General features: G+C 57.3%; 14 protein-coding genes. 8 read left to right on the top strand and 6 right to left on the bottom strand.

Translation table 11 applies throughout. From position 1 onward, the window contains the following. Positions 1-3: 3 nt before the first annotated feature. The 3 genes from MUN85_RS07725 to MUN85_RS07715 are packed head-to-tail and all read left to right on the top strand — an operon-like array spanning position 4 to position 4,993. Positions 4-2,310 (top strand): glycosyltransferase, encoded by a 2,307-nt coding sequence (locus tag MUN85_RS07725; protein ID WP_250506178.1) that lies wholly within the window; start codon positions 4-6, stop codon positions 2,308-2,310. Beyond that, positions 2,303-3,193, top strand: coding sequence for a glycosyltransferase family 2 protein (locus MUN85_RS07720; RefSeq protein ID WP_250506177.1), 891 nt, complete (start codon positions 2,303-2,305; stop codon positions 3,191-3,193). The genes MUN85_RS07725 and MUN85_RS07720 overlap by 8 nt, the downstream gene beginning before the upstream one ends. Positions 3,194-3,199: 6 nt before the next feature. Continuing rightward, complete coding sequence (locus MUN85_RS07715; RefSeq protein WP_250506176.1) at positions 3,200-4,993, top strand: ABC transporter ATP-binding protein; 1,794 nt, start codon at positions 3,200-3,202, stop codon at positions 4,991-4,993. Between the two features lie 115 nt (positions 4,994-5,108). Here the strand turns inward: MUN85_RS07715 and MUN85_RS07710 are convergent, their stop codons facing one another. Further along, positions 5,109-5,999: a capsular polysaccharide synthesis protein gene (locus MUN85_RS07710; protein WP_250506175.1), complete on the bottom strand. Its 891-nt coding sequence runs from the start codon at positions 5,997-5,999 to the stop codon at positions 5,109-5,111. Beyond that, a complete protein-coding gene (gene rfbA, locus MUN85_RS07705) occupies positions 5,996-6,880 on the bottom strand; it encodes a glucose-1-phosphate thymidylyltransferase RfbA (protein ID WP_250506174.1) in 885 nt (294 codons plus the stop codon). Before rfbA ends, MUN85_RS07710 begins: the two co-directional genes overlap by 4 nt. A 65-nt stretch (positions 6,881-6,945) precedes the next feature. On the opposite strand from rfbA, the gene rfbB reads away from it, so the two are divergent. From rfbB to MUN85_RS07690, 3 genes are read left to right on the top strand one after another with little or no spacing between them, the layout of a single operon-like run. After that, the gene (rfbB, locus tag MUN85_RS07700) at positions 6,946-7,944 is read left to right on the top strand and encodes a dTDP-glucose 4,6-dehydratase (protein WP_250506173.1); all 999 of its coding nucleotides are present in this window, start codon (positions 6,946-6,948) and stop codon (positions 7,942-7,944) included. Continuing rightward, entirely contained in the window at positions 7,941-9,374 is a 1,434-nt protein-coding gene (gene rfbD / locus MUN85_RS07695; protein WP_250506172.1) for a dTDP-4-dehydrorhamnose reductase, read from the top strand. Before rfbB ends, rfbD begins: the two co-directional genes overlap by 4 nt. Next, a complete protein-coding gene (locus MUN85_RS07690) occupies positions 9,371-10,306 on the top strand; it encodes a glycosyltransferase family 2 protein (protein ID WP_284501025.1) in 936 nt (311 codons plus the stop codon). The genes rfbD and MUN85_RS07690 overlap by 4 nt, the downstream gene beginning before the upstream one ends. Positions 10,307-10,711: 405 nt before the next feature. Here the strand turns inward: MUN85_RS07690 and MUN85_RS07685 are convergent, their stop codons facing one another. Genes MUN85_RS07685 through MUN85_RS07670 form a run of 4 tightly spaced genes read right to left on the bottom strand, consistent with a single transcriptional unit; the run spans position 10,712 to position 15,877 of the window. Further along, positions 10,712-11,800: an NADH:flavin oxidoreductase/NADH oxidase gene (locus MUN85_RS07685; protein ID WP_250506170.1), complete on the bottom strand. Its 1,089-nt coding sequence runs from the start codon at positions 11,798-11,800 to the stop codon at positions 10,712-10,714. Between the two features lie 40 nt (positions 11,801-11,840). Continuing rightward, entirely contained in the window at positions 11,841-13,331 is a 1,491-nt protein-coding gene (locus MUN85_RS07680) for a M81 family metallopeptidase (protein WP_250506169.1), read from the bottom strand. A gap of 10 nt (positions 13,332-13,341) precedes the next feature. Further along, positions 13,342-14,700, bottom strand: coding sequence for an alpha-L-fucosidase (locus MUN85_RS07675; protein WP_250506168.1), 1,359 nt, complete (start codon positions 14,698-14,700; stop codon positions 13,342-13,344). 7 nt (positions 14,701-14,707) lie between these two features. Then, positions 14,708-15,877, bottom strand: coding sequence for an ROK family protein (locus MUN85_RS07670; RefSeq protein ID WP_250506167.1), 1,170 nt, complete (start codon positions 15,875-15,877; stop codon positions 14,708-14,710). A 373-nt stretch (positions 15,878-16,250) separates the two neighbouring features. Here MUN85_RS07670 and MUN85_RS07665 point away from each other — a divergent pair, with 373 nt between their 5' ends. Continuing rightward, positions 16,251-17,879 carry a peptide ABC transporter substrate-binding protein gene (locus MUN85_RS07665; protein WP_250506166.1) on the top strand — a complete coding sequence of 543 codons (1,629 nt, stop codon included), beginning with the start codon at positions 16,251-16,253 and terminating at the stop codon, positions 17,877-17,879. Positions 17,880-17,949: 70 nt separating this feature from the next. Then, entirely contained in the window at positions 17,950-18,909 is a 960-nt protein-coding gene (locus MUN85_RS07660; RefSeq protein ID WP_250506165.1) for an ABC transporter permease, read from the top strand. The last annotated feature ends 60 nt before the right edge of the window (positions 18,910-18,969 follow it).

The following is an 18,969-nucleotide window of genomic DNA, read 5'->3' as shown; positions in this document are numbered from 1 at the left end:
CGTATGAGAATCGGTGTCGTTTCCGGCTGGGATGTCAATGACCCGGCATCTTGGTCTGGGGTCGTCCAGCCCATCATGCGTGAACTCCAAAGCCTCGGCGAAGTCGTGCTCATCGACCCACAGGACCCTGGAGCCTCGATTCTCGATCGGGCCGCCGCAAAGCTTTCCGGAGCGTTCGGTAAGACCTACCTAGTCCGACACGCTCTGTCGACGTCGCTTAGACGAAGCAGCACAGTTGCTAACGAACTCCGCCGACTCGCGAGGACGGAAGATCGGCTTGATGTGATCGTCGCGATCGCAGCCTCGACCGATATCCTTCGGCTGCCTGAGAGCATTCCGGTCATCCAAATAACGGATGCGTCTTTTGCTTCGATGCAAACGTCGTATTTTCAGAACGGTGATCTTGCAGCAATAGGCGCGGTCCAGGGCCGACTTGTCGACAAGCTCAGTGCTCGCCGTACTGACTCGTACGTCGTCGCGTCGCAATGGTCGAAAGACGCACTCATCAACGACGCAGGTGTTATCCCAGATACCATCACAGTCGCTCCGTTTGGTCCAGGAATCTCCCCATCGCGTAGCAACGGCGACGCCAAGAATGGACACGGAGAGGACCTCAAAGCCCTGGTCGTCGCCCGCGATTGGCGGCGTAAGGGTGTCCCGGATGTGATTGCGGCAGTCGAGCAAGCTCGAAAGAGTCGGAAGATCTCCCTCACGCTGGTTGGCGATGCCCCACCTGAACTGCCGGCGTGGGTCCGACACCTGGGAACCCTCAGTTCAGAGGAACTGTCAGCCGAGTATCTGCGTCACGATCTCCTCATCGAATTCACCCGGGGTAGTGGCGGCGGCGTCGTTGTTACGGACGCTCTCGCACACGGATTACCGGTGTTGGCGACGCGTATCGGCGGCCTCGAGACCGTACTCGGACAAAGTGGCTGGCTACTCGACCTCGATGACGACCTGATCGCCAATGCCGCCAACTTCCTCATTCAGTTATCGCAAGCCGAGCTCGCTTCGGCCTCCGAGGACATCCAAACGAAGCTCAGCAGCCACCCGAACTGGGATTCCTGGCGCGAATCGATGGCCGCAGGGCTGGACAGCGCCACCGCGCGAGAAGCTCCAGTCGCACGTGACGGGAAACTGAAAGCCGTCATGATCACCCCGATGATTCCCTCAACCAATGGGCGTGAGTCCGCAGGCGAGACCTTAGTCTTCGATATCGCCTCGGCAATATCCGAGCGCTACGATCTCACGATGCTCAGCGCCTTTGGGCCTGCTAATGAGAGATCCCTTGCGCGCGGAACCCGTGGTCGTAACGTTCTCGTGAGACGGAAGGAATCGGCAATCCTGCAGCTGCTTGGGAAGATGATTGGTTGGCGGCCGGGGCTTGCACCCAAGGACCTTGCCAAGTTGCGTATCCATATTGCTGCAGCAACCGTCATCGACATCCAGTGGCAGGAGCAGGCAGCCCTGATCCCGTGGGTACGTCGAATCAATCCAACGGCACCGATCACGGTGACTCTCCACGACGTCTTGTCACAGCGCTTCATCCGCCAGGCCAAGGAGGCGAAGGATGCTCTCACTTCGCTAGTGTGGAAGATTCGCGCCCGGCTCACTCAGGCCAGCGAGTATCTGGTAATGAAGTGGGCAGATCACGTCATTGTGTTGAGTGAGAAGGATCGTGATCTCTTACCTCGCGTTGCACAGGGTGCGGAGGTTTCTATTGTTCCGCCACTGATCCGTGGTGACCTCCTTGATAGGAGAGAGAAGATCGCCCACCGAGTGACCTTTGTGGGGTTCATGGCTAGGTGGGCGAACGAGGAGGCAATGTATTGGTTCGCCGACGAAGTCCTCCCACAGGTTCGTCGGGAATTGCCAGATATCGAGGTAGTTGTCGCAGGCGGGGGTCTCCGCGACGACTTCGTAGACCGGATGGACGCTGCAGGAATCGAACTGCTTGGTTTCTGCGAAAACCTCGATGATATCTATCGAGCATCAGCGCTAGTCATTGTGCCCCTTCGGACCGGTGCAGGCGTGAAGTACAAGACGATTGAAGCACTCGTTCGCGGTGTTCCTGTAGTCAGTACGACGGTCGGAGCCGAGGGAATCCCTGGTGACAACTGGTTCTGGGGCGTTACCGACAACGCATCGGAATTTGCCAAGTTGATCGTGAGCGGCATTCGAGCAAGCCAGGAAGCAGAAACCCGCGCCGCTAAGGTGGCTACCGAAGCTTCGCAAACCTTCGGTTTCGCTAGCTTCCGCAGAGGCCTACCGGCGCCATATCAGCTGATAGAAGTGCGTAACAATGAATGAAAACACGGCAGTCTCCATAGTCATCCCCACCTACAATGGCGCGGCCACGATAACGACGCAGCTCGCGCGATTGATCCCTCAGCTTCTCGACGGTGATGAGATCATTGTGGCGAATAATCGCTCCACCGATGACACAGCGCGTGTCGTAGAGGAACTCTCGAAGAAGGACCCGAGAATTCGTACGGTGCAAGCCGTTGCTAGGCAAGGGATCAACCACGCACGTAATACGGGGATCAAGCATTCGCGTAATCAGCTCATCCTGTTCTGCGATGATGACGACGCAGTGGCCGATACCTGGGTGGCGGACATGCGTGAGGCGCTGCGCAACTGGCCCGTTGTTGGCGGACGAGTCCGACTCCTCGTTGTCGGACAGCAAGCGACGGACATTCAAGAGCGCCCCCATGCATTTGGGTACAGCTATCCGACCGGCGGCTCGATGGGAGTTCGGCGAGCAGTCTTTGAGCGGGAAGGAGCTTTTGACGAATCATTTGTACGGGGCCATGACGAAGTGGAGTTCGGAATCAGAGTTCAGCTAGCAGGCTATGAAGTGGGAGACTCGGACGCGCATATCACATACGTTCAGCGGTCAACTTCCCGTTCTGCCTACCTGCAGCATTTTCACTTTGGAAGAACATATATTCAGCTATGGTGCCGCTACCGAAACTCGATTGCCCCTGGAGCCGTGTCTTTCCGACATAGTCTCCTTGCCGCACTTGCTTCGCTACCAACTGCGCTTGTCAGCTGGGCGAACATGGGCAATAAGGTCCAGGCCCGCAGCGTAGGGTGGAGGCTCGGCGTTGCGTGGGGCCACCTGAGATATCGGATAATGGGACGGCCCCCAAAACCGCTAATTGCACGCATAGATCCACTCCGCACGAGTTAGGACGCCATGAATCCCATCGCACTGAAGAGAGTATGGGCGGAAGTCGTCCCCATGCTCTCAAAGCGGGCCCGTCGTGGTGTGATGCTCGCGATCGCAGGGTCCGTCGGCGTGGCAATGCTGGATATCGTCGCCGTACTCGCGATGTATCCCCTTATGCTTCTCATCTCCGGTTCCGATATCACGCTTGGGATCCTAGGAAGCCTTAGCGACATCTTTTCCACGACTAGTCGAGAGAGCCTGCTCGTTGCGCTTCTTGGCTCACTCATCGGTATCTACATCATCAGAGCAGTGGTCACCATTGCTTTCCGTTGGTGGGTTATCGGTATGGTTAATTCTTCGCAGGCGGAACTCTCAAGTGATATGTATGTTCGCTATCTTGGGGCGGAGTATTCGCAGCACAAGAGACGCAGCCTGCCAGAAATCTCGAGAGCGGTTTCGCTCTTCCCGCAACAGGTCTTCGGCCTCGTTGTTCTAGGCGGAATCTCGGTCGTTACCGAGGTGATTTCGATGGCGTTCATCATGATTGCGCTGCTGGTTCTCATGCCCATACCGGCACTCTTTGCGATGGTTTATTTTGGTGGCGCAGCCTGGCTCATGCTGCGGGCGACCCAACGAGGCCCACGCCAGGTTTCGCTCCGGTTAGCCGAACTCGACCTGATCATCGCGGGTTACACGTATAAGGGATTCCAAGGATTTCGCGATGTTCGGATGAATCTTCTCCTGGGGTCTTTCGTTGCCGACAACCGCACGGCAATGTTTGAACAAGCGGGACTGAGGCGCCGTGGGAGCATGTATGCCGAAGTGCCGAAGTATCTCTTGGATGTCGTGTTCATTGTCGGTGCCACCGCAGTTGCGCTCATTTCGGTTGCCAGTTCAGGGATTGAATCAGCGATCGCACTTCTCGGAACATTCGTCGCAGCAGGCACGCGAGTGCTTCCTGGAATCAATCGACTCGTGGCGTCTCTGAACTCGATTCGACTCGGGCGTGAGCCTTTGAGAATCCTGTCGAAGGCCTACGCAGACCTTGCAGATGAAACATGGGTTGAGCAGCCAAGTTCCCTGACCACGCTAGAGCCGGGCGATATCGAAATCTCTTATGTTTCATACCGATACCCGGACACTGATCGACCCATACTGGACGATGTCAACTTCACTATCCCGTTTGGCTCGTCGGTAGCGGTCGTGGGCACTTCTGGAGCTGGCAAGACCACACTGATAGACGTATTGACAGGATTGCTGAAACCCGCGCATGGGGACGTTCTTGTTGAAGGCCAACGTATCCACGACAACCCGTTTGGATGGTTCTCGCAAATCAGTTTGGTGCCACAGGACGTCATGATCTTTGAAGGGACCCTTAGAGAGAACATCTGTTTGGGAGTGCCCTACGACGAATCTCGGTTCGCTCAGGTGATTGAATCCGCTGCCTTACAGTCGCTTATCGCGGAGCTTCCGCACGGCGAGGAGACCGAGGTTGGGGAGCGAGGACAGCTCCTGTCGGGCGGTCAGCGGCAACGCGTTGGTATCGCACGAGCGCTATATCGAAATCCAAAGTACCTTTTCCTCGACGAGGCAACATCTGCCCTCGATAACCAGATCGAGCACGACATTACACAAGCACTGGAGACGGTTCGGGGAGACGTCACGACAATCGTTGTTGCTCATCGTCTGTCCACAGTCAGATCATGTGATGAGATTGTTCTCCTCGACGCCGGCAAGGTCGTGGCTAAAGGAAGTTTCGAGTCGCTCCGCGAGAACAATCCGATATTCCGTCGACTGGTTGAGCTCGGCGAATTGACCTAGGACTTCTCGAAGTCCTTAGTTTTGGAGTCCGTGGCCTAGGAGTTCCTCTAAATAGGCGCCATAGCCGCTCTTAGCTAGTTCGCCCGCGCGTATGCGAAGCGGCATGCCGTGCGCATTATCGATAATCCTTGAAGGCGAGAAGCAGGCGTTGATCGATAATCAGCCGGTCGTGGTACTTGAGGAGAACGGGGCCCAGAATCTTACCAAGAAGGTTGGTCCATCCAATTGGGTAATCCAAATTCGTACCGTAGGCATCCCCCGGTGACTCCCGGAGAGAGTCTTCGTACCACTTCAGCCGATTCTCGACTTCTCTCAACCACTCCGCAGTAAGGGGAGTGTGCGAGCGCATAATAAGTCCGCCCATTCCAATGAGTTTAGCGTGGTGGCGGCGTAGGTCCGCTCCAATTTTTCTCGGAAGTCTAGCTCCGGAGCCAGCGTTGAGCTCGCGATATCCAATTGCCCACTTATCGTTTGATCTCTCAAGGCGCAAGAACGCGGGGATCCAAGACTCGAGCGGCTTTTTGATGTCCATGTACATGCCGCCGTAGTGGTGCATCAAATACGCGCGTAGATAGTCTGATCGATGTACGGCACTTAGGTATTTGTAGGCAGGGCTCAGAGGGTGATCGTCAAGAATGTACTGGTGGATGTTCTCTGGGGTAACCAGGATCAGTTCCATCCCGCGGTGCAATTCTCGAATTTTTTTCAGAGATTCCTGCCGCCGTTCGGTCATAGGAGCCTCATTTGTCCATAGAAGCCATAGGATGCGTGGGAGCCTAGAAGGCTCTGTGATGAGCGGTGGTTTGCGGTTGATGAACTCGTGACGATAACGATTGTATTCGAAGGTATACGACTCGTTTCGGAATCGGTAATAGCCGGTCTCGATGAAGGTGCCGGCAATCTTGGATTTCTGGGCAAAGCGCTTTTTGGTGACGAATAATTTGTGTTTAATCTGCTTAGCGAAAGCTGCGCCGGGGATCTTTTCAATGAGGTCTTTCCGCATCATCGGAACTCCTCATTGGCTGCGTAGCCCACGAGTTCTTCTAGATAGGCGCCATAGCCGCTCTGAGCTAGTTCGCCCGCGCGTATGCGAAGCTGGTCGTCATCAATGAGCCCCAAGCGCCAAGCTACTTCCTCGGGACATCCGATCTTCTGGCCCTGGCGTTTCTCGATCGTGCGGATGTAATTGGAGGCGTCGTTCAAATCGTCAAACGTACCTGTGTCGAGCCAGGCGGTGCCCCGCGGCAGCTTTTCGACGCGCAGTTCGCCGAGCTCTAGATAGGTCTGATTCACATCCGTGATTTCGAGTTCTCCCCGGGGCGACGGCTTCAGATTTCGCGCGATTTCAACGACCCTGTTGTCGTAGAAGTACAGGCCCGGCACTGCCCAGTTTGATTTCGGATGCTGGGGTTTCTCTTCGATGGATAGAGCCCGCCCTTCCGAATCGAATTCGACGACACCATAGGATCGGGGGTCGGAAACCCAGTATCCAAAAATGGTTGCGCCAGGTTTGTCGGCGTGCTCCCTGAGCCGGGTACCGACTCCGGGGCCGTAGAAGAGGTTGTCACCCAGGATCAACGCGACGGCCTCATTGCCAATGTGATCGGCCCCGAGGACAAAAGCCTGCGCAAGGCCGTCAGGTGAGGGCTGCGTTGTGTAGGAGAGTGTGATTCCGAACTGGCTGCCATCTCCCAGCAGTCGTTCGAACTGTTCCGCATCCTCGGGGGTCGTGATGATGAGGATGTCGTCGATGCCAGCAAGGATAAGTGTCGACAGTGGGTAGTAGATCATCGGTTTGTCGTACACCGGCATCAACTGCTTGGAGACTCCAAGAGTAAGTGGGTGAAGTCTGGACCCGGTCCCGCCAGCTAGGATGATGCCCTTCACTGTTGTCCTCTCCATGGAATGGGTTAGTTCCAATTAAGCAGAAAAATCAACGTTACGCTAGGGACATGACTCGGATTCTGGTGACCGGCGGCGCGGGTTTTATTGGATCGAATTTTGTTCACTACCTCGTGGATCAAACAGACCACCAGGTTGTCGTCCTCGACAAACTGACCTACGCAGGGCATCGAGAGTCGCTCGACGGGCTAGACCCCGAGCGAGTTGAACTCGTAGTCGGAGACGTGTGCGACAAGAACCTTGTTTCGGAACTGGTCGAGGCAAGCGACGCCGTCGTCCACTACGCAGCAGAGTCCCATAACGACAACTCACTGTCGGACCCGATGCCCTTTGTCCACACCAATGTCGTGGGAACGGCAGTTCTTCTCGAAGCTGTTCGACAGTTCGCCAAGCGCTTCCATCACGTGTCAACCGACGAGGTATACGGGGACCTACCGCTGAACACGCCGGAGAAATTCCACGAGCACACTGCGTACAAGCCTTCGAGTCCGTACTCCGCGTCCAAAGCCGCATCCGATCACCTCGTGCGAGCTTGGAGTCGTTCATTCGGACTGGAGGTCACACTGTCGAACTGTTCCAATAACTACGGCCCCTACCAGCACGTCGAGAAGTTCATTCCGCGACAGATCACGAACCTCCTAGATGGTGGTGTTGCAAAACTGTATGGCGCCGGTACCAATGTTCGCGATTGGATCCACACCGAGGACCACTCTTCTGCTGTCTACGGAATCCTGGAAAGTGGTCGGTCCGGCGAAACCTACCTGATTGGTGCCGATGGTGAACTCAATAACCGTGACGTCATCTCGATGATTCTCGAGCTCATGGGCAGATCTCCAGACGAATTTGAGCACGTTGCTGACAGGCCCGGCCACGACCTTCGATACGCGATCGATGCCACCAAATTGAGAGAAGAGCTCGGGTGGGAGCCGAAGTTCACGAGCTTCCGTGATGGCTTGGCTGACACGATCGCCTGGTACAAAGACAATGAGCAATGGTGGCGCCCACAAAAAGCTGCGACAGAGGCCCGGTACGCAAAGGCAGGACAGTGAGCAGCAACTTTTCGGTACACCCCACCGAGATTCCTGGCCTACTCCTGATTGACATCCCGGTCTATGGGGACAATCGAGGATGGTTTAAGGAGAACTGGCAGAACGAGAAACTTACCGCTGCAGGACTGCCAGCCCTCGGGCCGGTCCAGAACAATATTTCGTTCAACGCCGCTGTTGGCGTCACCCGGGGAATCCACGCCGAGCCGTGGGATAAGTACATCTCGGTGGCCAACGGCAAGGTCTTTGGAGCCTGGGTAGATCTTCGCGCTGGCAGTGGATTCGGTCGCGTTGTAACGGCCGAGATCGGTCCGGACCGAGCAGTTTTCGTTCCTAGAGGAGTCGGAAACGCGTTCCAGACTCTTCAGCCAGGAACGTCGTACACCTATCTGGTGAATGCTCACTGGAGCGCCGATGCGCAGGATGACTATACGTTCGTGAATCTGGCTGATCCGGACTTGGCCGTCCCGTGGCCGATCCCGTTAGCTGAAGCCGAGGTCTCGGACAAGGATCGTCACCATCCGCTGCTCACCGACGTCGAACCCGTCAGCGAGCCGCCGGTCCTCATCCTTGGTAGTAGCGGCCAATTGGGTAGAGCCTTGGTGAAGAAGTGTGAGGAACAGGGCCAGGCGTTCACTACCCTCGATCGGCCGGGATTCGACCTGTCAAACATCGATGCTGACCACCTCGGGAGCCTACGACGCTTCAAAGCGGTTATTAACGCCGCAGCTTTTACCGATGTCGACGGAGCGGAATCGCCAGAGGGATCGCAGCAGGCATGGGCAATCAACGCCACGGGTGTCGCTGATCTCGCCCGGCGCTGCGAAGCAGCAGGCGTGCCATTACTGCATGTTTCCACTGACTACGTCTTTGACGGTTCGCGCACTCTAGGACAGTCCTACTCACCGCAAGACCCCATCGCACCCCTCAATGTCTATGGGGCATCGAAGGCCGCCGGTGAACTCGCCGTCACCACGACAGCTCGTCACTGGGTCGTCAGGACGAGTTGGCTTATTGGCGACGGACCGAATTTTGTTCGTACGATGCTCGGTCTAGCTGACCGAGGGATTGACCCGAAGGTTGTCGATGACCAGTGGGGGCGACTGACTTTCACGACGGATCTGGCGAATGCGATCCTGCACTTGATTAGGTCCTCAGCTCCCTACGGGACGTACCACGTGACGGGAAGCGGGGAAGCCGCAAGCTGGTTCGCTATTGCTCGACACGTATTTGAGCTCGCCGGGGCTAACCCCCATCGTGTCTCTCCGGTGTCGGCAGAGGAGTATTACAGAGATAAGCCGCTGGCTGCGCGACGTCCCACCAATTCAGTCATGGATCTCACCCCACTCCGCGACGCGGGGTTTGATCCGCCGGACCATTTCGAGTCCCTCGAAAAGTACATACGGGATGAGAAAGAGCGGGCAGAATCATGAAAAGTGTCAGTGTCATCGTGCCCTCACGAGGGGGAGCCGGCCGACTACCCACCTTGCTCCAGGCATTTGGAAATCAACAGACTGCCGCACGCTTCGACGTCCACGTCATCGTTGATGGCGACATCGATAAATCAGAAGACGTCCTGAAGGGCCTTAAGCAAGAATTCCCCACGGTCGATCTTAGCTGGACAGTTTTTCCGGAAAATCGCGGACGAGTCGCGGCACTCAATCGTGGTATCGAGGCTACTTCCGGCGAGGTTATAGCAAGATGCGATGACGACCTTGTGCCAGCTGCGGATTACATCGACATCATCGCGACGTCTCATGGAGAGGCCGTCAAGGGGCTGGTAGGCCTGTATCTCAACCGATACCCGGAAACTCCCTATTCGCGAGCATACGGAAAGCCACGGGATCAGATGTTCCGCGAGGAGGCTTACCATGCGCCGCCGTCGGAGCGTTGGATCTACTGGCATGGCAATAGCTCGGCCCGACGTGAGGTCATGGCGGAGGTTGGTCTCTATGACCCGAGATTCCGGAAGTACGGTTGGGAAGACGTCGATTACGGCTACCGACTGTTCCGTGCCGGAGTGCCGATTGAGCTTGAGCCAGCGCTAGAAACAGAACACCGCGTCGCTGCTACAACGACCGAAATACGTGCGTTGCGGGCGCTTCATGCGGGCACCGCGAAACGCGCGTTCTTAGAGAAGCACGGCCTAGCTGAACCACCGGCTCTTCGGGGTATATGGGGAAGAGCCGTCGCGATGGCAAGTACCCTCCAGTCGGAGAGGATTCTTGGACACTCAGCTCGGTTCGTTGATCGAATCCTTCCTGCTGTCCCGAGCGTCATGGGGGAAAAGGCAGTAGCTTTCCTCGTCGAAAGCGGTGGGTATGCAGGACTCAAGTACCCAGATCGAGCGAGGTCACTCTTCTGAGCTCTACGTACTGTCGAGATCTTCCCAAAAACGGAAGGAGGCCCGGGCGAGCAGGTAACCTGCAGCCCGGGCCTCCGCCACAAGTGGTAATTCGGGAGTAACTTGTGGTCGTCACGCACAACGCGTAACTTCCTACAGTATACATAACGGTAAGTTCATATAGCGGCCTTCTCCAACCTTGTCGTCTCAGATTTTGAGGCACTGTGGACAGCCAAGCCGTTTCCCTAGCGTTGGCTAAAAAGCGGAGATTTGAGCTATTTTAAGCGACCAGACGTTGAGAGCAGCGACAGAAATCAATGGTGTCGCTGCGACAGAATTAGGCTCTGCCCAGCTTGAAGTGTCTGGGCTTGGCCGATGATTGGTTGCCATAGTCTAGTGTGTGCTGCATATCATATTCAGCGTGAGCTAGAGCTCAGCGCGGGTGTACTGGGGCGGCCAAAACGGAGTATCAGAACGCAGCGGCCCCTTGGCAGCCATCGGCCAGTTGGGCTCTCGTAGCCCGGCCCTTCCGAGCAGTACGACGTCCGCATCTCCCGCGGCCAGAATCTTCTCCGCTTGCGTCCCGTCCGTGATGAGACCAACCGTGCCGACATAGGTGTCCAATGCTCTTTCACGTAGCTCCGCTGAGATAGTCGCTGCTAGCGGCACTTGGTAACCCGGCCCAAGCGGGATCTCGGCCGGCACGTTTCCTCCCGACGACACATCAATAAGGTCGCACCCGGCGTCGGAAAGGAGGGGAGCAAGCTCAGTCGAGTCCTCAATGCTCCAACCTCGCTCAGCCCAGTCTGTGGCGGAGACTCTGACGAAGATCGGGAACTCGTCGCCGACAGTAGAGCGGACCGCCTTCACGGTCTCAAGTAAAAACCGCGTCCGATGCTCGAAGCTGCCGCCCCACTGGTCCTCCCGGTGGTTTGACAGAGGAGACAGGAAGGAATGCAGGAGGTAGCCGTGGGCCGCATGGATTTCTACGGCGTCAAAACCAGCCGCAACCGCGCGCTCGGCAGCCGACGCAAAATCAGCGATTACTCGCTCGATATCGTTCTTCGTCATGGGCGTTGGATTCTTCAGCCCGGGATATCTCTCAGCTGAAGGCCCGATAACATCCCAGCCGCCGTTGGCAGTGGTGACGATCCCCGAAATCTCTCCTGGAAATGGCCGGTGGGTGGAGGCTTTGCGTCCGGCGTGGGCGAGTTGGATCCCGATTGCGGCGCCTTGGGAGTGGACGAACTCTACGATGGGCCTCCAAGCGGCGGCTTGGTCGTCATTCCATATGCCGGCATCGTGTGGGCTAATCCGTCCTTCAGGGGAAACGGCGCTGGCCTCGGTCATGATCAGCCCGAAACCACCAGCCGCCCTCGCGCCCAGGTGGACGAGATGCCAGTCGCCGACAATCCCGTCCTCGTTCTCGCACGAGTACATACACATGGGAGAAAGCCAGATCCGGTTTCGGGCCAGAAGCTTCCGGATCCGGAGCGGGGTGAAGATGCGAGCCATATGCCCAAGTATCTCAAGGGCGCAGACATTGCACGGGAAATCAGCCCGTAATGACGCGCAACTGCACGCTGTCCACATTCTCGTCGAAGGGAACCATCGGGCGGTCAATCTTCATATGGCCGAGACGGATGAGGTCCTGGTCCACGCCGCCGGGCGTCAACGCCATCTTCCAATCCCGCTGGAGTTCGTAAAGGTCCGGTTCAAGATAGCCGATTTTCACCACCACGATGTCGGTAGCGGTTGGATCCAGTTCCAACCGTGTGAAGCTCTCCAGATCGGAATACTGCTTGCGCCGTTCGGTGACGATGACCGTCAGACCAGTGTCGTGGCCATCGCGCAGGACTTTCAGGACAGCGGTGCTTCCCCCAAGCGGATCGGTTCCGATGTGCTGGACTCTCGCAGTGATGGGCAGAGGGCCGGGGTCGCGGCGATCGATCTTTCCACCTACGACAAAGTCGGCGACCGCTCCGGTTCCTGCATCGATCGCTGCGCGTACCGATTCCGCATCGTGCAAGGACGCGACGATCGCGGTGAGGTCACCGCTCATGACGGGTTCGAAGTCGAGGAGTTCCCCGAGCGCGCAGGTGGTGTCGTTCGCGCCACCAGCCCCGGGATTATCTCCTGTGTCAGAGATCAAGGTGGGCCGATGTGCCGTGCGCGCCCATTCCAAGCAGCCAGACATGGTGTCCACGGGAGCGACAAACTCAAATTCGTCGCGAGCCTCCCAGATTTCTTTGGCCCAAGACATGGCGAGGCGCTCGATGACATCAGCGTCATCGCCGGTGAGGACGACGGCAGCTTTGCATCGGGGCTGATCCGCCCATGCGAAGCCGATCCAAAACGCTGCATCGATCACGCCTGGTTGGGCCTCAAGCTGCGGGATCCTCGCGTAGAGGCGTTTCGCGGGTTCGATCCGAGTGGAGGTCATTTCGCCCGGAAGCAGGATGGGGATGTGAACGAGTGCTTTGGCTGGCTTTCCAAGGCCTGACAGCGTTCTGAGGGCAAGGGTTCGCATCGCGCGCCGGCGGGATTCGAGGGCGTCCTCATGCGGAGCCATGCGGTAGCAGGTCAGTAGATCGCAGCCCTCGAAAAGCTCATGGGATACGTTGCCGTGTAGGTCCATTGAGGTGCCAACTAGTGGCTCGGTCCCGATGACACTCCGGATCCCGGTGATGAGATCACCTTCGGCGTCGTCGAGTCCGACGACGGACATCGCCCCATGGATGTCGAAGAAAAACCCATCAAGCTTCCCCAGTGCGCGAAGGCCTTCTAAAATCTCGGACTTCCAGGTCTCATAGGTTTCGCGTTCCAACACGCCTCCCGGCAGTGCCCGAGCGTGGAAGATAGGCAGCCACTCGATTGCTTGGGACCACGTCTCTTCGATCCACGAATACCGGGAGAAGAGCTCATCTCCTCGCGTGATCTCGAAGTCTTCGGCCACAGCAAGTTGGGGAGAAAAGGTCGATGATTCGATGTGAATCCCGGCGATCGCGATGCGTGGACGGGTCGGTGGGGGAAGAAGGGCGCTCATGGCAGTCTTTCTATTTGATGACGAGAGCTATCGGGGTTTCGGATGAAGCGGCAGGTATATCAACAGTTCGCTCACTGCTAATGGCTGCGTCTTGGTGATTACCATCCACCAGCCATTGCGCCCTCGTGCCCGTTGCCCAGGAGGGAAGGGCAACGACGGAGGCACTGCGGTCACGCACGTAGCAGATCAGATCCTGACCTTTGGTGACGAACCGGAGATCTCCCGGTGATTCGGCGGTGAAAGCCGTGGCTGGGCGAGTCCCGTACAACAGGGCGCCGAACTGGGACATCCACTCACCGAGATCATCGACCGTTTTCGACTGGTACGTATCGAGCTCTCCGGCTGCGTCGGGGCCGACATTGATGAGGAGGTTTCCGCCTTTAGCCGAGACATCGAGCAACAGGTGGATGAGCTCGAGGCTGGATAGTCGGTCAGCAGGATCCTCGTTCGTGTTGATTCCGAATGAACGCCCAAGTCCGCGCGTTGCCTCCCACGGACGATCCATGATGTCGGGGACGTGGCTGTACTCGCGCGTCAGGAATCCATGGTGGGGGATGCCCCAACGGTCGTTGACGACACCTTCCGGGAAGTGCTCGTAGTATTGCGTCAGAATGCTTGCGAGAGCGAAGTCGGCTGTCCCCTTACCTCCGTCGGGCCAGTCGATGTCGTTCCACAGGAGATCTGGTTTGAACCGGTCGATGAGTTCGAGCAGCTGAGTTGCCGCGTACTGAGCGTAGTTCTCGTCATTGCGGCGGAACGCAAAGAGGTCAGTATCGGAGTTGATCGGGGGAAAGTCGGAGACATGCCAATCGAGCGCGCCTGAAAAGTACAGGCCAAGCCGCGCATCGCTATCGGAGACGACCGAGGCGACAGCGTCGATTACGTCAATTCCGGGTCCTCGCTTTACCGAGTTGAAGTTGGTTGTCTCGGTGTCCCACAGGCAGTAACCATCGTGATGCTTCGTTGTGGGAACGATGTATCGCCCGCCGGCCCCGATCAGGCGGGAGGTCAGCTCTGCGAGGTTCTCGCTATGCGGGGTGAACCGGTCCGCGAAGTCCTCATAGCTCGTTCCGACCCCAAAAGAGTCCTCGTGGAATTTTCGGCAGGGCGAGTCCGGCAGGCGCCATGTGTTGCCGTACCACTCCGCGTAGCGGTGGTGGGAGTACGCGAGCTCCATCGGTGTCGGGGCCGGCTCGCCCTCGGAATAAGGTCCGCCCGGCCGATATGCCCACGCGGGCACTGAGTACAGCCCTAGATGGATGAAGAATCCTAGCTTGGCGTCCAGGTACCAGTCAGGAACGGTGGCGTCGGGGTACCGGACGGTAGCAGCGAGGTTCGCGGGTCCGGTGCGGTCTTCGAAATTGAACATGAGTTAGTTACACACTCGTAGCTTGGTAGGTTCGGGACAGGATCGCTAATCCGTGAAGTGCAGCGTCGCGGCCGGTTTTCGAAGTTTCGATAGCCAGGGACTCCGAACTCATCGGCAAACACTGATCGTAAAGAGCGGCGCGAGCAGAAGCTTTGAAACTCCCAACTGAGGAGAGAGACCCACCCAGGACCACGGCTTCCGGATTGAGAAAGTTAACCAGGGGGGCGAGGGCAAGTCCGAGGAGGGTTCCTGCATGGCGCATGGCCGAGGTGACCACCGGCGTCGCCTCTTGAGCTTTCTCAATGAGATCGAGCATAGAGGACGCTTCAACGCCTTCTTCTCGCACAATCCGCCGGATTGCCGCCCCGGATGCTAGAACCTCTAGACAACCAACCTTTCCGCACGCGCACGGAACATCCTCAACAGCGCCGACCGGAGTATGGGCAATGTCGCCCGCGAGTCCAAACGCGCCCTCGAAGGGTGTGCCTGAGACAACGAACGACGCGCCGATGCCACTTCCCGCTTTCACGTAGATGAACTGCGAAAACTCGTGTATTCGCTGAGCAGCCTCACCGCGAGCTCCGGCGCGAGCATCGTTGTCAACGATTGTTGGGACCCCCGCGATATCGCTGAGCAATGAGACGACGTCCGTGCCGTGCCAACCAGGCATACGTGCTGGTGTGATGACGCGTTGGTCGCTTGTGCGGACTGGGCCAGGTAAGGCGATTGCACAACGATCAATCACCGGATGATCGGGAGCGGCTTTGTTGACGCTGGCTTGCCATGCTTCGACAATTGCCGTGAGGGCGTCTCGGGGGTCTCCTGATAGGTTGACGGGCGTCTCGCTGGTATCGGTGACTTCGCCGTGGTTGCGCGATAATCCAAGACGCACGTGGCTCGTTCCCACCTCAGCTAGCGCAATAATTTCGGGCCGTTTTGTAGCGCGTAGTGCGACAGCAGGTCTCCCACCAGTCGAGGCCGTCATTCCGTCTTCCACGACTTCGCCGCGGCTGATCAGGACGCGCGCAATATTGGAGGCCGTCGATGCAGAAACTGCGAGTTCCCGACGTAGATCGGCTCTCGAGGCAACAGTCCCAGCGGTGATGAGTTTGAGGGCTTGATCGATGAGATCTTGGTTGACTGCTGGTTCAGCCGATGGTGTGTCGACTAGAGCCATGGGGCCCTCCTTCGTGGCGCCGAATCCGGTGATCTCATGCAACCACGTTAATCCATCGTAGGCAATAAGAATCGGTTCTCGTGCAAAAAGTTGTCAGAAGATAGTGCACATTTGGACGAAGTGGTGCTAGTGTGCTTTCAAGACGATGTGTGGAGCCCCACACCTTGATGAGTCTGCGAAGGAGAAGTCAAAGATGAAACCTCTACACAAGACGAGGGGTGTGCTCGCAGTAGCTGCCTCATTCGCCTTGGTGACAATCGCTGCCTGCAGCGGAAACAGCTCAACTCCAACGGGAGCAGCCACTGGTGCAACTGGCGGCGAAGGTGGCGGCTCGAAGTCCGTCAGCGTTGCCATGACAACACCGTCGTGGATCATGCCGATTTCTGTCCCGGGCAAGACTCAAGGTGAAAATGGCATCTTCCGATCACTCATCTATCCCACCCTCTACAACTTCACCCTCGAGGGTTCGGAAGACTACAACATCAAGAAGGAGCGTTCCCTCGCTGAAGTTCCGAAGATCAGCGATGACGGCCTTACGTACGAAATCACGTTGAAGGACCTGAAGTGGTCGGACGGGGAGCCCATCACCACTCGAGATGTCGAGTTCTGGTACAACCTCATCAAGAACAATAAGGAGGAATGGGCGTCCTATCGCGAGGGCGGTTTCCCCGATAATGTCGCGGAATTTAAAGTCATTGATGAGAAGACCCTATCCTTTACCACGACCGAGGTCTTTGCTCCGGGCTACTTCGTCGGCAACCAGCTGAACTCCATCGTGCCAATGCCGCATCACGTGTGGTCTAAGAGCGGTGATGACGCGGAGGTAGACCCAGAACTCGATCGCAGCGAAGAAGGAGCAAAGGCGATCTTTGCCTACCTAAAGAAGGCCTCCGAGGACCCAAACAGCTTCGCGACTAATCCGCTGTGGCAGACCGTGTCTGGCCCTTGGAAGCTGAAGAGCTACGTGCCGTCGGGCGAAGTAGTCATGGAAGCTAATGGAGCATACGAGGGCGAAGACAAAGCGAAACTCGAAACGGTCTCTTTCAAGCCTTTTACTTCCGATGACTCCCAGTTCAACACCCTGCGTTCGGGAGGGATTGACTACGGTTACATCCCCGCAGGATCCGTGTCTCAGAAGGACTTCGTCGAGTCCCAGGGCTACACGGTAGAGCCTTGGTATGGCTGGTCGATTACCTACATGCCGTTCAACTTCAACAATCCCGAAACCGGCCCCATCTTCAAACAGAAGTATGTGCGCCAGGCCATGCAGCACCTCATCGATCAGGAGACTATCTCGAAGGTTGTGTGGCAAGACATGGCAGCGCCTACCTGTGGCCCAATTCCCCAGGAACCAGGTGCCGCGGGATCGCTCCAGGGTTGTGTCTATGACTTCAACCCCGATAAGGCTAAAGAGCTGCTGGAGTCGCACGGATGGGATGTGAAATCTGATGGCGTCACGACCTGCACCAATCCCGGCACCGGCGAGGGCCAGTGCGGAGAGGGTATTGATGCGGGTAAGGAACTCCGGTTCAAGGTGACGAGCCAATCCGGCTTCTCGGCGACCACCAAGATGTTCGCTGAACTGAAGTCTCAGTTTGCGAAGCTCGGGATTGTCCTAGACATTCAGGAAGTGCCGGATTCGGTTGCTGTCAGCCAGGCATGCAAGCCCGATCAGGAATGCACGTGGGACCTGTCCTTCTTCGGCTCTGAAGCCTCGTGGTACTTCCCGGTCTACGCTTCTGGCCAGCGGCTCTTTGCGACCGACGCGCCGGTAAACCTCGGGAGCTATTCCGATGCCAAGGCAGACGAACTCATCGAAAAGACCCTGCGGTCGAGTGATGAAGCGGCCATGAAGGAGTACAACGACTATCTCGCGGAAGATCTGCCGGTGTTGTGGATGCCAAACCCGGTGAACCGCGTCTCCGCCTTCAAGTCCGACATCACTGGAATCTCGCCGCAAGAACCAACCCTGGGCATGTACCCCCAGGATTGGTCACGATAGACAGCAACTGACGACGGCCGGGAGGCGACCGCCTCCCGGCCCTAGTCGCGAAAGGTGAATCAGAAGCGAGATGTGGCAGTACATACTCCGTAGGCTCGGCCAGGCCGTAATCGTCATGCTCCTGGTCACTTTCATTACCTTCTTATTTCTCTACCTTCTCCCGGGCGGTGCAGCACGATCCGCGCTCGGCTTGGACGCGACCGCTGAGCAACTGGCCGCTTACAACCAACAGATGGGGTACGACCAGCCATTCCTCGTCCAATACGGGATGTATCTTCAGCGGTTGATATCGGGGGATCTTGGCTTCTCGTTCCAGCAAAACCAGCCGATTGCCGCCATGATCGCTCAACGGCTTCCAAAGACTGTCTTGCTGGGTGTGCTTGCGACGACGCTCGCGGTCATCATCGCGGTTCCGCTCGGAGCTATCCAAGCAGTTCGGCGAAACCGTCCTGTTGATTACGCCATCACCGGCGTCGCACTGCTGGCATACGCTACGCCACTGTTCTTCCTAGGCATGATCCTCATTGTGATGTTTTCGCAGATCTGGCCTATTCTTCCACCGCAAGCACCACAGGGATTTACCGTGGGTGAGATCCTCCCGCAATGGCGAGGGCTGATTCTGCCAGTCATTACCTTGGCGGTCGTCGGAATCGCTGCGTTCACTCGCTACGTTCGCTCGACAATGGTCGACAATCTCAACGAAAACTACATTCGGACGGCCCACGCCAAGGGTCTTCCCGGTCGTCGGGTGACTGTGCATCACGCTCTAAGAAACTCGCTGTTCCCGGTTATCACGCTCCTTGGAATGTACATTCCAGGGCTCTTCTCAGGAGCGCTCGTAGTCGAGCAGTTGTTCAACTATCCGGGAATGGGGTTGATGTTCTGGCAGGCCACTCAGACGCGTGACTTCCCCGTGCTATTGGCATCCACGCTTATCGTCTCGTTTGCGACGGTTATTGGCGCGTTGCTCGCAGATATCTTCTACGCGGTGGCTGACCCACGAGTTCGGCTATCGGGAGGCAAATCATGACATTCCCGTCGGGTCCCGTTGACCCAACCACTGAGTCATCCGCTGCCCAACCGGTGGAGA

Origin of the sequence: Bowdeniella massiliensis, from assembly GCF_023634005.1 — a bacterium.
In the GTDB taxonomy this organism is placed as follows: domain Bacteria; phylum Actinomycetota; class Actinomycetes; order Actinomycetales; family Actinomycetaceae; genus Bowdeniella; species Bowdeniella massiliensis.
Note: the sequence above shows the minus strand (reverse complement) of the source record. Positions and strands in the feature narration are given on the sequence as shown.

Excerpts from the sequence above, each read along its gene's own strand:
- MUN85_RS07690 (WP_284501025.1), top strand. The coding sequence starts at position 9,371 with ATGAAAAGTGTCAGTGTCATCGTGCCCTCACGAGGGGGAGCCGGCCGA.
- MUN85_RS07660 (WP_250506165.1), top strand. The coding sequence starts at position 17,950 with ATGTGGCAGTACATACTCCGTAGGCTCGGCCAGGCCGTAATCGTCATG.
- MUN85_RS07685 (WP_250506170.1), bottom strand. The coding sequence starts at position 11,800 with ATGGCTCGCATCTTCACCCCGCTCCGGATCCGGAAGCTTCTGGCCCGA.
- MUN85_RS07665 (WP_250506166.1), top strand. The coding sequence starts at position 16,251 with ATGCCGATTTCTGTCCCGGGCAAGACTCAAGGTGAAAATGGCATCTTC.
- MUN85_RS07720 (WP_250506177.1), top strand. The coding sequence starts at position 2,303 with ATGAATGAAAACACGGCAGTCTCCATAGTCATCCCCACCTACAATGGC.
- rfbB (WP_250506173.1), top strand. The coding sequence starts at position 6,946 with ATGACTCGGATTCTGGTGACCGGCGGCGCGGGTTTTATTGGATCGAAT.
- MUN85_RS07680 (WP_250506169.1), bottom strand. The coding sequence starts at position 13,331 with ATGAGCGCCCTTCTTCCCCCACCGACCCGTCCACGCATCGCGATCGCC.
- MUN85_RS07675 (WP_250506168.1), bottom strand. The coding sequence starts at position 14,700 with ATGTTCAATTTCGAAGACCGCACCGGACCCGCGAACCTCGCTGCTACC.
- MUN85_RS07715 (WP_250506176.1), top strand. The coding sequence starts at position 3,200 with ATGAATCCCATCGCACTGAAGAGAGTATGGGCGGAAGTCGTCCCCATG.
- MUN85_RS07710 (WP_250506175.1), bottom strand. The coding sequence starts at position 5,999 with ATGATGCGGAAAGACCTCATTGAAAAGATCCCCGGCGCAGCTTTCGCT.
- MUN85_RS07725 (WP_250506178.1), top strand. The coding sequence starts at position 4 with ATGAGAATCGGTGTCGTTTCCGGCTGGGATGTCAATGACCCGGCATCT.
- MUN85_RS07670 (WP_250506167.1), bottom strand. The coding sequence starts at position 15,877 with ATGGCTCTAGTCGACACACCATCGGCTGAACCAGCAGTCAACCAAGAT.